General features: G+C 71.6%; 10 protein-coding genes. 7 read left to right on the top strand and 3 right to left on the bottom strand.

What is annotated here, in order from left to right:
* Positions 1-51 precede the first annotated feature (51 nt).
* From AC5L35_RS08210 to AC5L35_RS08190, 5 genes are all read left to right on the top strand, one after another.
* The gene (locus AC5L35_RS08210; RefSeq protein ID WP_495058953.1) at positions 52-882 is read left to right on the top strand and encodes a DUF1206 domain-containing protein; all 831 of its coding nucleotides are present in this window, start codon (positions 52-54) and stop codon (positions 880-882) included.
* 125 nt (positions 883-1007) lie between these two features.
* Positions 1008-2198 (top strand): DUF8462 domain-containing protein, encoded by a 1191-nt coding sequence (locus AC5L35_RS08205; RefSeq protein WP_495058952.1) that lies wholly within the window; start codon positions 1008-1010, stop codon positions 2196-2198.
* Positions 2199-2406: 208 nt separating this feature from the next.
* The gene (locus AC5L35_RS08200; protein WP_495058951.1) at positions 2407-2724 is read left to right on the top strand and encodes a GroES family chaperonin; all 318 of its coding nucleotides are present in this window, start codon (positions 2407-2409) and stop codon (positions 2722-2724) included.
* 52 nt (positions 2725-2776) lie between these two features.
* Positions 2777-5401, top strand: coding sequence for a VanW family protein (locus AC5L35_RS08195; protein ID WP_495058950.1), 2625 nt, complete (start codon positions 2777-2779; stop codon positions 5399-5401).
* 102 nt (positions 5402-5503) lie between these two features.
* Entirely contained in the window at positions 5504-5929 is a 426-nt protein-coding gene (locus AC5L35_RS08190; RefSeq protein ID WP_495058949.1) for a CBS domain-containing protein, read from the top strand.
* Between the two features lie 13 nt (positions 5930-5942).
* On the opposite strand, the gene AC5L35_RS08185 is transcribed toward AC5L35_RS08190, so the two are convergent.
* A complete protein-coding gene (locus tag AC5L35_RS08185) occupies positions 5943-6494 on the bottom strand; it encodes an NADPH-dependent FMN reductase (protein ID WP_495058948.1) in 552 nt (183 codons plus the stop codon).
* 289 nt (positions 6495-6783) lie between these two features.
* On the bottom strand, positions 6784-8658 hold the full coding sequence (locus tag AC5L35_RS08180) for an acyl-CoA dehydrogenase (RefSeq protein WP_495058947.1): 1875 nt from the start codon (positions 8656-8658) through the stop codon (positions 6784-6786).
* A gap of 217 nt (positions 8659-8875) precedes the next feature.
* Here AC5L35_RS08180 and AC5L35_RS08175 point away from each other — a divergent pair, with 217 nt between their 5' ends.
* Positions 8876-9892: a peptidoglycan recognition protein family protein gene (locus AC5L35_RS08175; RefSeq protein ID WP_495058946.1), complete on the top strand. Its 1017-nt coding sequence runs from the start codon at positions 8876-8878 to the stop codon at positions 9890-9892.
* 26 nt (positions 9893-9918) lie between these two features.
* Here the strand turns inward: AC5L35_RS08175 and AC5L35_RS08170 are convergent, their stop codons facing one another.
* Positions 9919-10737: a glucose-1-phosphate cytidylyltransferase gene (locus AC5L35_RS08170; RefSeq protein ID WP_495058945.1), complete on the bottom strand. Its 819-nt coding sequence runs from the start codon at positions 10735-10737 to the stop codon at positions 9919-9921.
* A gap of 303 nt (positions 10738-11040) precedes the next feature.
* On the opposite strand from AC5L35_RS08170, the gene AC5L35_RS08165 reads away from it, so the two are divergent.
* Positions 11041-13764 (top strand): helix-turn-helix transcriptional regulator, encoded by a 2724-nt coding sequence (locus AC5L35_RS08165; RefSeq protein WP_495058944.1) that lies wholly within the window; start codon positions 11041-11043, stop codon positions 13762-13764.
* The last annotated feature ends 21 nt before the right edge of the window (positions 13765-13785 follow it).

Below are 13785 nucleotides of genomic sequence, written 5' to 3'. Positions count from 1 at the left end.
ACGAGAATGCCTGAGAGTGTGCGATCAACACCGCCGGGATACTGAGATCCCATGTCTGATCCCGGCGCACGCCTCCGCACTCTGGTTCACGAAGGACGGTCCGACGCGCCCGGCCGGCTCGTGGACGCCTTCGGCCGGGTCGGGTTGGTCGGGTACGGGGTGGTGCACCTGCTCGTGGCGTGGCTCGCGCTGCAGATCGCGTTCGGGGTGCCGGACGTCCCGGCCGATGCGGAAGGGGCTGTCGGGACGATCGCCCGCACCCCGGGCGGTTCGCTCGCGCTCTGGGTGGCCGCCGTGGGGCTCGTCGCGTTCGCGGTATGGCAGGTCACGGCGGCCGCGGTGGGGTTCAGATGGGTGGACGGGAACGAGCGCGTCCGCAAGCGGGTGGGGGCGGTCGCCAAGGCGATCGCCATGTCGTCGCTCGCCGTGCTCATCGTCGACTACCTGCTCGACGTGGGCTCCTCCGGCACCACCGCGCAGACGCTGGCGGCCGGCGTTCTCGCGCTCCCGGCCGGGCGGCTGCTGCTCGGGCTCGGCGCCGGCACGATCCTGGTGATCGCGGGCGCCATGATCTACACGGGGGTCCGGCGCACGTTCATGGGTGATCTGGAGGTGCGCCACCTCGGTCCTCTCGCCCGCCGAGTGATCGAGCTCGTCGGGGCGGCCGGGCACCTGGCGCGTGCGCTCGCGCTGGGCGTCGTCGGGGTGCTCGCCGGCAGCGCCGCCCTGTTCGCCGACCCGGCACGGGCGGGTGGGCTCGACGCCGCGCTGCGCACCCTGAGCGCCACGGCCCTCGGGTCGTCGTTGCTGGTGGTGGTGGCCGTCGGCTTCGCCGCATTCGGCTTGTTCTGCCTGGCCGACGCCGCGACCCGGCGGGCTTGATCGGGCTCTCTATCTGATTCTCAGATTTTCACGAGAAAGCTGGATACGACCCGATCCGCGACACGCCATCGCGGTTCCTAGCCGCCTCTACGGTGCAGGCAAGAATCGCCGATACCGTCCGATGCGTGGACCCCGTGCGCAACCCGTTCGCCCCCGGCGCCGGCCAGCGCCCTCCCGAGCTCGCCGGCCGCGACAGGGAGGTCGACGCTTTCGAGATCGTGCTCGAACGGGTCTCCCGGGGGCGCCCGGAGCGCAGCCTGGTGCTCACCGGCCTGCGCGGCGTCGGGAAGACGGTGCTGCTCGGTGAGCTCCGCTCGATGGCCATCCGTGCCGGATGGGGCGCAGGCAAGATCGAGGCCCGCCCGGAGGCCGACCTGCGCAGGCCGCTGTCGGCCGCCCTGCACCGGGCGATCCGCGACCTCGCCGTGCGGCACCGCGCTCCCGACCGGGTGGACGAGGTGCTGGGCATCCTCAAGGCGTTCGCCCTGCGCTCCGCTCCGGACGGGGCGAAGCTCCGCGACCGCTGGCAACCCGGCATCGACGTGCCCGTGAAGGCGGGGCGCGCCGACTCCGGGGACATCGAGATCGACCTCGTCGAGCTGTTCACCGAGGTGGCCGAGCTGGCGGCGGACGTCGGCACCGGCGTCGCGATCCTCATCGACGAGATGCAGGACCTGCGTCCGGACGACATCTCGGCGCTGTGCGCGGCCTGCCACGAGCTCTCCCAGTCGCGGGCGCCGCTCGTGGTGGTCGGCGCCGGGCTGCCGCACCTGCCAGCCGTGCTCTCGGCGTCCAAGTCCTACTCCGAGCGCCTGTTCAAGTACGTCCGGATCGGCCAGCTCGATCGCCCGGACGCCGACTTCGCGTTGCTCGCGCCCGCCGAGCGGGAGGACGCCTCCTTCGATCACGACGCCCTCGACGCCCTCTTCGAGGCCTCGAGCGGCTACCCCTACTTCGTGCAGGCGTACGGGAAGGCCGCGTGGGACGCGGCACCGCGCAGCCCGATCAGCGCGGCCGACGTCAAGCTGGCGGCCCCGGAGGCCGAGGCCGAGCTCGCTGTCGGGTTCTTCGGCTCCCGCTACGAGCGGGCCACCCCGGCCGAACGGGAGTACCTGCGCGCCATGGCGGAGCTGACCGAGGGCCGCGACGAGCCCGTGGGGACCGCCGGGATCGCCGACCACCTCGCCCGCCGGGCCTCGTCGCTCTCACCCGCTCGGGACAGCCTGCTCAAGAAGGGGCTGGTGTTCTCCGCGCAGCGCGGTCAGATCGCGTTCACGGTGCCCCACTTCGGGCGTTACCTCCTCACCCAGGGGTGAAGCCGTTAGCCCGATCGGGTGAACGCGGCGGTTCTTGTGAGAGGAAGTAACGCACTGCGACTTTCGTTCGATTGCCAGTACAGCCCCGTGGTGCTGTCGGACCCCCGACCTGACAGCGCCGCGGGGTCTTCTCGTTCCCGGGCCGCGACCCGGGCGAGCTACGAGGTCAGCGATAAGGGCGCCTGGTGAAGGTCGTACCATCTGGCCGGTGCAGGACCCGAAGCTCGAGATCCAGATGCTGCACGACCGTGTGATGGTGAAGCCGGAGACGAGTGGTGAGCGCCGAAGCGGCGCCGGCATCGTTATTCCAGCAACCGCAGAGGTCGCCAGACGTCTGGTTTGGGGGGAAGTATTCGGTGTGGGGGCGAACGTCCGCACGGTCAAGGTAGGTGATCGGGTGCTGTTCGCCCGCGACGACCAGTACGAGGTCGACGTGCAGGGGGTCACGTACCTGGTTCTCCGGGAACGTGAGTTGCACGCCGTCGCCACCGAACGCACCGAGCACGGCACGGGGCTCTACCTGTGACGAACCGGGTCTGCTTCAGGCCCGGTCCGAGTTGTGAGGGGAAACGGACTTCATGCCCGAGCGGCAGTCCTCGCCCGGCGAGGTGACGGCCCGTCCGGAAACGGATGTGCCGGAAAACGACATCGACCGGGGGTCGGCGGCGCAGGGGCGCCCGGCTGACGCCCCTGAGGGGACGGAGGGCCCCGACTCCGTGGCCGAGCAGGTGGCCGAACAGGTCGCGGCGGCACCGGATGCGACCGAACCCGCCCCCGTCGAACCCACCGCCGACGCGCCGACGGGCGCCGAGCCCGTGCTGGACGCCGCCGCTGCGGTGGAGATCGCGACGGCGGTCCCCGAGGGGACTCCAGGTGTCGCGGCACGTCCCGCTGCCGCTCCGGCGGAGCAGCCGGCTCCGGAACGCGCCGCCGAGACGCCCGGCGCGCCCCCGGCGCGTCCGCGTCCGCGTACGCAGACCACCCCCGATGCGGGTGACGGTGACGAGAGCCCCACGGTCCGCACCGCAATCGGCGGAGCCACTGACGGTGAGGGCCCGACGGTTCGCACGCCCGTCGGCACGCCGACCTCCGCCGCGCCCGGCAACGGCGCCGCCGGTCAGCCGCGAGCGGCAGGCGCCCCGGCCCGTGACACGGCCGCGACCGTCGGCCCGGCGAACGGCCGGCAGGCGCGGGGCCCGGTACAGGGGGACCCGTCGACCGTCGCCGTCCGTGCCGCAGGCGCATCCGCCGCGGCCCCGGCCCGGCCCGCCACACGCCAGCCCACCCCGGCCACCGCCTGGTTCAACCCGGTCGACGCCGAGGCCACCCAGGTCATCCCGCGCGCTCCCGCCGCGCCGCCTGCCCCCGCGCCGAGCCCGGTCGACCCGCCCACCGAACGCATTCCCATCACCCGGGCCACCGGCTTCGGCTCCACCGCTGCCCCGACCGCGGCGATCAACACCACCTCGGTCACGTCCCCGCCGCCCCCGCCGCCGCGCGACAACGGTGCGGACGGCTCGGACTCCGGCGCGCGTCCTCATAAGCGCAAGCGCCGGATCCTTCTGCTCACGGGTGTGGTCGGTGCGCTGGCACTGATCTACGTCGGCGACCTGCTGATCAACTCCGGTTCGGTGCCGCGCGGCGTCACCGTGGCGGGAGTGTCGGTGGGCGGCCTCGGCCTCGAGGATGCCGAGCAGCGGCTCCGCGCGGAGATCGAACCGCGCACCCGGCAGCCGATCCAGGTCACGGTCGGAGAGGCGCGCAGCGAGATCGACCCGGCCGCCGCGGGCCTCGCCGTCGACTGGGACGCCACGCTGGCCACCGCGGGCTCCCAGCCGCTCAACCCGATCACCCGGATCACGTCGTTCTTCACCCAACGCGAGGTCGGTGTCGTCACCACGAGCGACGCCGACAAGCTCGACGTCGCGCTGGAAGAGCTGTCCCCGATCGTCGACAAGCCCCCGACCGAGGGGTCCGTGCGTTTCGAGGGCACCACGCCCGTCCCGGTCGATCCGGTGCCGGGCCAGAATCTCGACGTTCCCGCCGCCGGCGGCGTGCTCAAGAACGAGTGGGCCACCGGCCGTCCCGTGGCACTGCCGCTCACCGTGCTGCCGCCGTCCACCACGCCGGAGGATGTCGCCGCCGCGATCGACCAGGTCGCCCGGCCTGCTGTGGCGGAGCCGGTCACCATGGTCGGCGAGGGCGGGGCCAGCGGCACCGTCAGCCCGGACGTCATCGCGTCGGCGCTCTCGTTCCGCGCCGAGGGCGGTGACCTGATCCCGGAGATCAACCCGGCCGCCGTCACCGACGCGCTCAAGCCCCAGCTGGCATCGTCCGAGCGTCCGGGTCGCGACGCGTCGCTCGACTTCTCCTCCGGCAAGCCCGTCGTCGTCCCCTCGCAGGACGGTCGCGGGGTCGACTACGAGGCCAGCCTCGCCCCCCTGCTCGGCGTGCTCACCGGCACCGGGGAGCGGGAGATCACGGCCGTCTACGCCGACCAGCCTGCCGAGCTCACCACCGAGGAGCTGAACGACCTCGGCATCACCGGGGTGGTCGGGGAGTTCACCACCGGCGGGTTCGCCGCCGACTCCGGGCGCAACATCAAGCGAGCCGCGGAGCAGATCAACGGGATGATCGTGGAGCCCGGCGAGACGTTCAGCCTCAACCAGGCCACGGCCCCGCGCAACGCGAGCAACGGCTACGTCGAGGCGGGCATCATCTCCGACGGCCACCCGTCGCGCGGCGTGGGCGGCGGCGTCTCGCAGGTCGCCACCACGCTCTACAACGCGGCGTACTTCGCCGGCATGGTCGACGTGGCGCACAAGGAGCACAGTTTCTACATCAGCCGCTACCCGGCCGGGCGTGAGGCCACGGTCTTCGAGGGCTCGATCGACCTGAAGTTCCGCAACGACAACCCGACCGGTGTGCTGATCCAGACGGTGTGGACGTCGAGCTCGCTCACCGTGCGGCTCTACGGCACCAAGGTCTACGACGTGACGTCCACGCCGGGGCCGCGCACCAACCCGACCAACCCCAACACGGTCACGATCCCGCCGGGGGAGCCGTGCAGCCCGAGCCAGGGCGCGCCCGGTTTCACCGTCACCGACACCCGCACGCTGCGCAACGTCAGCAGCGGGGAGACCAAGCACGAGACCCGCACGGTGCGGTACAACCCGTCGCCGATCGTCGTGTGCGGAGCGTGAGTCACCGAGGCACTCAGTAGCCCGCTCGACGATCTGGTCTTCCCTGGGACACCGGATGTTCGTACTCTCGGTCCACTGCTGTCGAAGGGATCGAGGATCGACATGCGAATCGCGGACGTGCTGCGGAGCAAGGGCAGCAGCGTGGCGACGGTCGACCCGACGGCCACCGTCGCCGATCTGATCTCCGAGCTGGCCACCCACAACGTCGGGGCGTTGCCCGTCGTCGAGGGCGGCCGGCTGGTGGGGATCGTCTCCGAGCGCGACGTCGTGCGGAGACTGCACGATGCCGGCCCGGAGCTACTCGAGGCCAGGGTCGGGGACATCATGATCGCGGGGGTCACCACCTGTGCCCCCGGCGACAGCGTGGCCGACATCGCCGCGGTGATGACCAACCGCCGGTTCCGGCACCTGCCTGTCGTGGTCGACGGGGAGCTGGCCGGCATCGTCAGCATCGGCGACCTGGTCAAGGCCCGGATCGACCTGCTGGAGTCCGAGCGCGAGCAGTTGCAGAGCTACATCGCCGGTTGATGCCCGCGCCCCGCTACCGCAGGGTCTTGAGCGCACCACCCCAGGCGAGCACCTGGTCGAAGACGTCGGTGAGGCTCGCGACGTGCCTCTCGGTCGGCTTGAAGTCGTAGAAGTTCTCGAAGTCCCGGTACGAGTCGAGAGCGACCTGCGCCCGCACGGTGGCGACCTGCAGTTCGGCGAGGACCAGCCGCAGGTGCTCGACCGCGCGGATTCCTCCCGCGGCGCCGTAGCTGACGAATCCCGCTGCCTTGTTGTTCCACTCCCGGTGCAGGAAGTCGATGGCGTTCTTGAGCACCGCGGAGGTGGAGTGGTTGTACTCCGGGGTCAGGAAGACGAACGCGTCGAAGCCGTCGATGAGGGCGGACCACTCCCTGGTGTGCGGCTTGTCGTACTGGCCGACGATCGGGGGCACCGGCTCGTCGAGGAGCGGAAGATCGATGTCGGCCAGGTCGATGAGGGTGAACTCGGCGTCGTCACGCTTGCCCGCCACCTCCATCACCCAGTTGGCGACAACCGCTCCGACGCGGTTGGGGCGAGTAGTTCCGAGGATGACGGCTACCTTCATGCTCGACCTCCGAGGCGAGTTCCTGTGGAATGAGGCGGGAGGTCCGGAAATGCCCGATTGGCGAATTCCCGGACGTCTCCAGTAGGAGGAGCACCGGTCCCCACCTGCGGCTTTGCCGGTGGGGACCGGTCTACTGGTCCTGTTACCTCTCAGCTTTCGGCATACGTCCGGGATGCGAGGTGTGTCCTCTGCATCCGGCGGTCGTACCCGCGGCACAGTTTGTCGCGGAAATGATCAGGAGACCAGGCATGACCGAGTGGCGTACGTCGCTCCCGCGCCGAAACGGCTACTAGAAGGCCGCTTCGGACATTTCCATGAGTGAGTTGTCGGCCGTCTCGACCACCGCGCGCTGCGCGGTGAGATGCGGGAGCACCGTCTTGGCGAAGAACCGGGCCGCGGCGACCTTGCCCTCGTAGAAGGCTCCGTCCCGGGTCGCCGCAGCGGCGACCGGCCCGTCCCCGCCGAGCGCGGCGAGCGCGACCTCGGCCTGGCGCAGCAGCAGCCACCCGATCAGCAGGTCTCCGACCGCCATCAGCAGCCGCACGGTGTGCTGGCCGACCTTGTAGATGCTCGAGGGGTCTTCCGCGGATGCCCTGAGGTGGCCCGTGAGGCTCACGAGCATCCCCTGGACGTCGCCGAGCGCCACGCCCAGTTGCGCGCGCTCCTCCTTCAGCCGTCCGTTGCCCGCCGTGCCCATGAGGTCCGGGGCATCGAGGAAGGCCTGGATCTCGCCGGTCACGTGGGCGAGTGCCTGTCCGTTGTCCCGCACGATCTTGCGGAACAGGAAGTCCAGCGACTGGATCGCCGTGGTGCCCTCGTACAGCGAGTCGATCTTGGCGTCGCGGATGTACTGCTCGATGGGATAGTCCTGCAGGTAGCCGGACCCGCCCAGGGTCTGCAGCGAGAGCAGCAACTGCTCCGAGGCCCGCTCCGACCCGACGCCCTTGACGATCGGCAGCAGGAGGTCGTTCACCCGCTCCTCCAGTGAGACGTCCTCGCCGGCGGCCTGTCCGATCCGGATGCGGTCCTGGTAGGTGGCCGTGTAGGTGTAGACAGCGCGCAGCCCCTCGGCGTACGCCTTCTGCAGCATGAGGATCCGGCGGACGTCCGGATGGTGGGTGATCGTGACGCGTGGTGCGGCCTTGTCGAGCATCCGCGGCAGGTCGGCGCCCTGCACGCGCTCCTTCGCGTACCCGAGCGCGGAGAGGTAGCCGGCCGAGAGCGTGCCGATGGCCTTGGTGCCCACCATCATCCGCGCGTACTCGATCACCTCGAACATCTGCGCGATGCCGTCGTGGACCTCGCCGAGCAGCCATCCCGTGGCGGGAACACCGTGCTGGCCGAACGTCAGCTCACAGGTCGTGGAGGCCTTGAGGCCCATCTTGTGCTCGACGCCCGTGACGAAGGCGCCGTTGCGCTCGCCGGGCTCGCCGGTCTCGGGGTCGAAGTGGAACTTCGGCACGAGGAACAGCGAGAGGCCCTTCGTGCCGGGCCCGGGGGTGATCCCCGGGCCCTCGGGACGGGCCAGCACCAGGTGCATGATGTTCTCGGTGAGGTCGTGCTCGGCCGAGGTGATGAAGCGCTTGACGCCCTCGATGTGCCAGCTGCCGTCGGCCTGCTGGATCGCCTTGGCGCGGCCGGCGCCCACGTCGGAACCGGCGTCCGGCTCGGTGAGCACCATCGTGGCGCCCCAGCCGCGGTCGATCATCAGCTCGGCCCAGCGCTTCTGCTCGTCGGTGCCGTTGCGGTGCACCACCGCCGCGAAGTTGGGGCCGGCCATGTACATGAAGGCGGCGGGGTTCGAGCCGAGGATGAGCTCCGCTGCGGCCCACTGCACGGTGGGCGGGATGCCGTAGCCGCCGAGCTCCGCGGGCAGGCCGAGGCGCCACCACTCGCCGTCCCAGAGCACCTTGTAGGCGTCCTTGAGCGACTGCGGCAGCGTGACGGAGTGCGTGGCCGGGTCGAAGACGGGCGGGTTGCGGTCGGCGTCCGCGAACGACTCGGCCAGCGGGCCGGAGGCGACGGCGTTCAGCTCCTTGAGCACGCCGCGCACGGTGTCGGCGTCGACCCCGTCGAAGGGTGCGCTTCCCAGCCGGTCCTGCACCCGGAACACCTCGAAGAGGTTGAACTCGAGGTCCCGCAAGTTGCTCCTGAAGTGGCCCATGTCCCTGGACTCCTCATCACGCTGACGACCTACTCGGCGGTAACAACGACCATATTACTGGTCGGTAACCCAGGCAAGACCGCGAGTGGCACCGCTCGCGCGCTCACACCTTCGGGTGCGGCGGTTGTGCCGTCCGCAGGCGTGACGCATGGTTCATATGGGGCAGTTGTGATCAGTGGTACGACAACGACCGGGGGTGGCGGTGGGTCGGGAAGGCATGTCCCGTCGGGGGCTCCTGCTCGGAGGGCTGGCTGTGGCCGCCACCGCCACCGGGGTGGCGGGCACGAGCAACGCGTGGGCCTCCGTGCCGGACATCATCGACTGCGACAGCTGGGGAGCGCGCCCGAACAGCGACGTCGTGCAGGTCTGGAACCAGCGTCCGGTCAAAATTCTCGTGCACCACACCGCGACGCCGAACGTCGCCGACCTCAGCCTCGGAGCGGGCGAGCGGCTCGCGCGCGGCATCCAGAACTTCCACATGGATCGGCGCGGCTGGCTCGACTCGGGACAGCACTTCACGATCAGCCGCGGCGGGTACGTGCTGGAGGGCCGTCACCGCACCCTCGAGGTGCTGCGGATCGGCAAACGACAGGTCGAGGGCGCGCACTGCACGGGACAGAACGTCGTGGCCGTCGGGATCGAGAACGAGGGCACCTACACGGCGGCCGACCCGCCTGTGGGCCAGTGGAACCGGCTCCGTGACCTGTGTGCCTACATCTGTCAGCAGTACGGGATCGACCCGACCGAGATCTTCGGCCACCGGGACTACAAGGACACCGCGTGTCCCGGCGACGTCCTGTACGGGAGGCTGCCGCAGCTGCGCACCGAGGTCGCCGGAGTGCTCGGGCAGCACCTGAGCCGGCGGATCGCCGTGAAGGAGTCGTGGCCACTGCTGCGGGTGGCCGACCGCGGTCCCGCCGTGCTCGCGGCGCAGCACCTCCTCCGTGAGGTCGGGATGACCGACGTCGCGGCCGACGGCAGCTTCGACCGCCGGACCGCCGACGCCGTGCGGCGCTTCCAGACGGCCCACCGCACGGAGGAGGTGAACGGGATGATCGGCGGCGAGTCGTGGCCGCTGCTGGTGCGCCCCGTTCGGCCGGGAGCCGACGGTGAGGCGGGACGCGCGGCGCGCGCACTGCTCGCGTCCGGCGCCCCCGGCCGTCCCGCCGAGTCCCTCGTCGGTGCCGAGGACTGGCGGCGGCTCCTCTCGGCCCCCACCTCACTGGCGGGCTGACGCCGCCGGGTGCCCGGCGGCGCACGTCACCAGCGCGTGCCGTCCCCCCAGACCTTCCAGGGGGCATCGCCGGTGTCCCAGTGGCTGTTGAGCCACTCGTAGTCCTTGTAGGTGTCCATGGCGGCCCAGAAGCCCTCGTGCTTGTTCACCGTGAGCTCCTGGTTGCGGGCCAGCTTCTGGAGTGGCTCGCTCTCGAGGAACAGCCCCTCGTCGTCGTTGAGGTAGTCGTCGAGGAACGCGCGCTCGAACACGAAGTACCCGCCGCTCACCCAGCCGTTGACCTGCGTGGGCTTCTCGTTGAACTCCGCGACGACGTTGCCGTCGACCTGCATCTCGCCGAACTTCGATGTCGGGTGCACCCCGGTGACGGTGCCCATGCGGCCACCGGCCTCATGCACCTGCACGAGTTTGTGGATGTCCACGGCACTCACCCCGTCGCCGTAGGTGACCATGAAGCGGGGAGTGTCGATGTAGTGGCGGATCCGGCGCAACCGTGCGCCGGTGCCGGCGGCGAGGCCCGTCTCGGCGAAGGTGATCTCCCAGTTCTCGTCCGCCACCCCGTTGCGGAACTGCGGCTGGTGGTCGCCCTGCGAGAGCGAGAGCGTGAAGTCGGACGTGTGGGCGCGGTAGTCGAGGAAGAACTGCTTGATCTCCCAGCCCTTGTAGCCCAGGCACAGGATGAACCTGCGGTACCCGAAGTGGCTGTAGAGCTTCATGATGTGCCACAGGATCGGGCGGCCGCCGATCTCCACCATGCCCTTGGGCAGCCGCTCGCTGACTTCTCGGATGCGTGTCCCTTGTCCCCCACAGAGGATGACGACCGGAATATCGGAATTTGGTTCCACCGGGAGCTTTTCCCTCCGCCGTGTCTGGGAGCGTCACTGTCCGATTTGGGGATGACGCCGAGAACGACCACTTCGTAGTGCACGGGGTGATCACGCGGCAAGTCCTGGACTGTGACCATCTGCACACGTTCTGCACTCACAAGGTTCGCACCCCGGTCATCGGCCGCGGCACTGGACGGAGTATCCCGTTGCCCCGAACGGCGGACATCATGGCTGTTCGTCGCACTGCGGCGAAGAGACGCACGCCACTCTGAGTACGCTCGCCTGCGCCCATCGAACGACCGATGACGGGGGTTGTGGTTGGTGTCCACGCGAACGCAGCCGATCTCCGAGGTCGCAGCGGAAGCATCGGTGGCCGGATCGCCGGTCGCGCGGCGCCTCGTCCGGGAGGCCGCGGCGGGCACCACCGGGGTACGCAGGGTCGACATCATCGGCCCCGGGGGCCACGGCAAGACCGTGCTCCTCGACGCGATGTCCGGCGCTTTCCGCGAGCAGGGCATCTCCGTCCGGCGCGACGTCCCGGGAGCGGGAGAGCCGCTCGGACCGGGTGTCGCGCTGCTGATCGACGACGTGCATCTGCTGGCACCGGTCGAGCTGCAGCGGCTCGCGCAGCTGGCCGCAGGCCCGGACGGCCATCTCGTGGTGGCCCACCGGCCGTGGCCCCGCCCGACCGGCACCGCTGCCCTCGGCGCGGCGCTGGCGTCGGCCAGGCCGCCGGTGGTGCTCGACGCGCTCGACCGCACCGGGGTCGCCGCGCGTGCCGGCCTGCTGCTGGGCGCCCGGACCGGAGCGCTCGAGCACCCGCCCGCCGAGCTGGTCGACCGGGTGCTCGCCCAGACCGGAGGGGTTCCGGCGCTGGTCGACCGGTTGCTGACCGCGTTCATCGAGCAGGCGGGGCCGGACCGCAGCCGGGTCGGCCTGCCCGGCCGCCCGCCGGCGGGACTGCTCGCGCAGCTCGGCTACGTGGTGCAGGCACTGGGCCCCGGGGTGCGCGGGCTGCTGCTCGCCCGCGCGCTCGGCGCGCCGTTGGAGGCCGAGGTACTGGTGCCCCTGCTCGCCATGTCGGACGGCGACGGTGCCGCACGGCTGGACGAGCTGGTGGAGGCCGCGCGCGCGGCCGGCCTCCTGACGGCCGACGGGCTGCCGATTCCGCTGGTCTCCGCGGCGGTGCTCGCGCACACCCCGCAGGCGTCGCACGTGGAGATGCGCCGCGCGCTCGCCGAGATCGAGCTGAACCGCGGGGGCAATCTCCTCGTCGCCGCGCGGGGCCTGCTCGGCACGGGAGCCAGCGGAGCGCGGGTGGCCGCCGTGTTCATCGCGGCGGCGGAGGAGGCGCTGCGGACGGCCTCCCCGGTGGCGGGCGAGTTCTTCGATGCCGCCGTGCGCGCCGGATCGCCCGCCCTGGACCTGGCCGCGCGCCGGGCGGAGGCCGCCGTGCTGGCAGGCGACCTCGACCAGGCCCTCTCCCAGGCCGACCAGGTGCTGTCCGACCCCGGACAGGTGCCACCCGACCACACCGTCCGGGCCGGCACGGTGGCAGCGGCCGTACTCGCCCGCCGGGGCATGCTGGCGCGCAGTGCGGAGCTGTACCGGTGGATGGGCACGGCGTCGATGGGCAGCGCCGCGGTGCTGGCGGTACCCGCGCTGATCGGCACGGGCGCGCTCGACGAGGCGCGCGAGGTGCTCCGTGGGCCTGTCCAGGCGTCCGGTGCCCCGTCCCGTCCGCCGACGCTGCTCGCAGGCGCCGAGGAGCTGATGGCCAGGGGTGTGTACGACTCGGTCGCCGGCTCCCCGACGGCAGCGTTGTCGGAGCTGACCCGCGCGGCGTCGCTGCTGGAGTCCTCGAACCGCGCGGCGCTGCTGCCGGACACCCCCGCCGCGCTCGCCGCGCTCGTCGCGGTGCACTGCGGGGAGCTCGACGTCGCCCAGTCGGTGCTGGAGCGCGCGGTCCGCGTGGGGCTCGGCGGCCGGAGCGCGGCAACCCGCCACCGCCTGCTGCTCGGCTGGATCGCACTCTTCCGCGGGGCCACCACGACGGCCCGCGCGGCGCTCGTCTCGGTGTCACCCCCTGGCACGCAGCTCGAGCCCCGCGACGAGTTCCTCGCCGCCGCACTCGAGGTGGCGCTGGCCCGCCGCACCGGTGACCTCGCGTCGCTGATGCCCGCGTGGGGCCGTGCCCGCGAGGCGATCGTGCGCCACCCGGTGGACCTGTTCGTGCTGCAGCAGCTCGGCGAGCTGTCGATCGCGGCCACCCGGCTGCGGGAGCCGAGCTGGGTTCGCCCGCACCTCGACGAGGCCGCAGAGCTGCTCGCCAGCCTGGGCGACCCGGCCCTGTGGGCCGCGCCCCTGCACTGGTCGGCGTTGCAGGCCGCGATCCTCTCCGAGAGCCGCGAGGCCGCGCAGCGGCACGCGGTGGCGCTGGAGGCGGCGGCGGGTGCCAGCCGGTACACCGCGGCGATGGCCACGGCCGCGCCCCACTGGGTGCGGCTGCTGGACTCGGAGGTGGACGCGCCGGCCGTCGAGGCGGCGGCGCGGGGTCTGCACTCCGTGGGAATGGCCTGGGAAGGCGGGAAGCTGGCGGGCCAGGCCGCCATCCGCACCCGCGACCGCAAGGCGATGAGCACCCTGCTCGGGTGCGCCCGCGCGCTGCAGAGCAGCGGGTCCGGCCGAGCAGGCGCGGAGCCGGACGCTGCCGGGCCCGCCGATGTCGACAGCGACACCGGGCCCACGGGTATCCCGGTCACCGTGCCGGCGGCGCGCCAGAGCGGTGGACAGCCCCCTGCGGTCCCGGACCCGGACCTTCCTCCGGCCACGGGCGAGGAGGGCCCGCTGAGCGGGCGCGAACGCGAGGTCGCGGCGCTGGTGCTCGAGGGGCTGACCTACAAGGAGATCGGCGAGCAGCTCTTCATCTCGGCGAAGACCGTGGAGCACCACGTGGCCCGGATGCGCCAGCGGCTCGGCTCCGGCAGCCGGGGCGAGCTGTTCGCCCACCTGCGCCAGATCGTCGGCAACGCCGCGGAGTCCTAGTCGAGGAGCGCGCTGAACAAC

The sequence above is a fragment of the Pseudonocardia sp. OZ21 genome (assembly GCF_059359135.1).
The sequence above is the reverse complement of the archived record's forward strand: the minus strand, read 5'-3'. Positions and strand labels throughout refer to the sequence as shown.

Bases quoted from the DNA above. Each gene is read 5' to 3' on its own strand.
- AC5L35_RS08185 (WP_495058948.1), bottom strand. From the start codon at position 6,494: ATGAAGGTAGCCGTCATCCTCGGAACTACTCGCCCCAACCGCGTCGGA.
- AC5L35_RS08180 (WP_495058947.1), bottom strand. From the start codon at position 8,658: ATGGGCCACTTCAGGAGCAACTTGCGGGACCTCGAGTTCAACCTCTTC.
- AC5L35_RS08210 (WP_495058953.1), top strand. From the start codon at position 52: ATGTCTGATCCCGGCGCACGCCTCCGCACTCTGGTTCACGAAGGACGG.
- AC5L35_RS08190 (WP_495058949.1), top strand. From the start codon at position 5,504: ATGCGAATCGCGGACGTGCTGCGGAGCAAGGGCAGCAGCGTGGCGACG.
- AC5L35_RS08195 (WP_495058950.1), top strand. From the start codon at position 2,777: ATGCCCGAGCGGCAGTCCTCGCCCGGCGAGGTGACGGCCCGTCCGGAA.
- AC5L35_RS08175 (WP_495058946.1), top strand. From the start codon at position 8,876: ATGTCCCGTCGGGGGCTCCTGCTCGGAGGGCTGGCTGTGGCCGCCACC.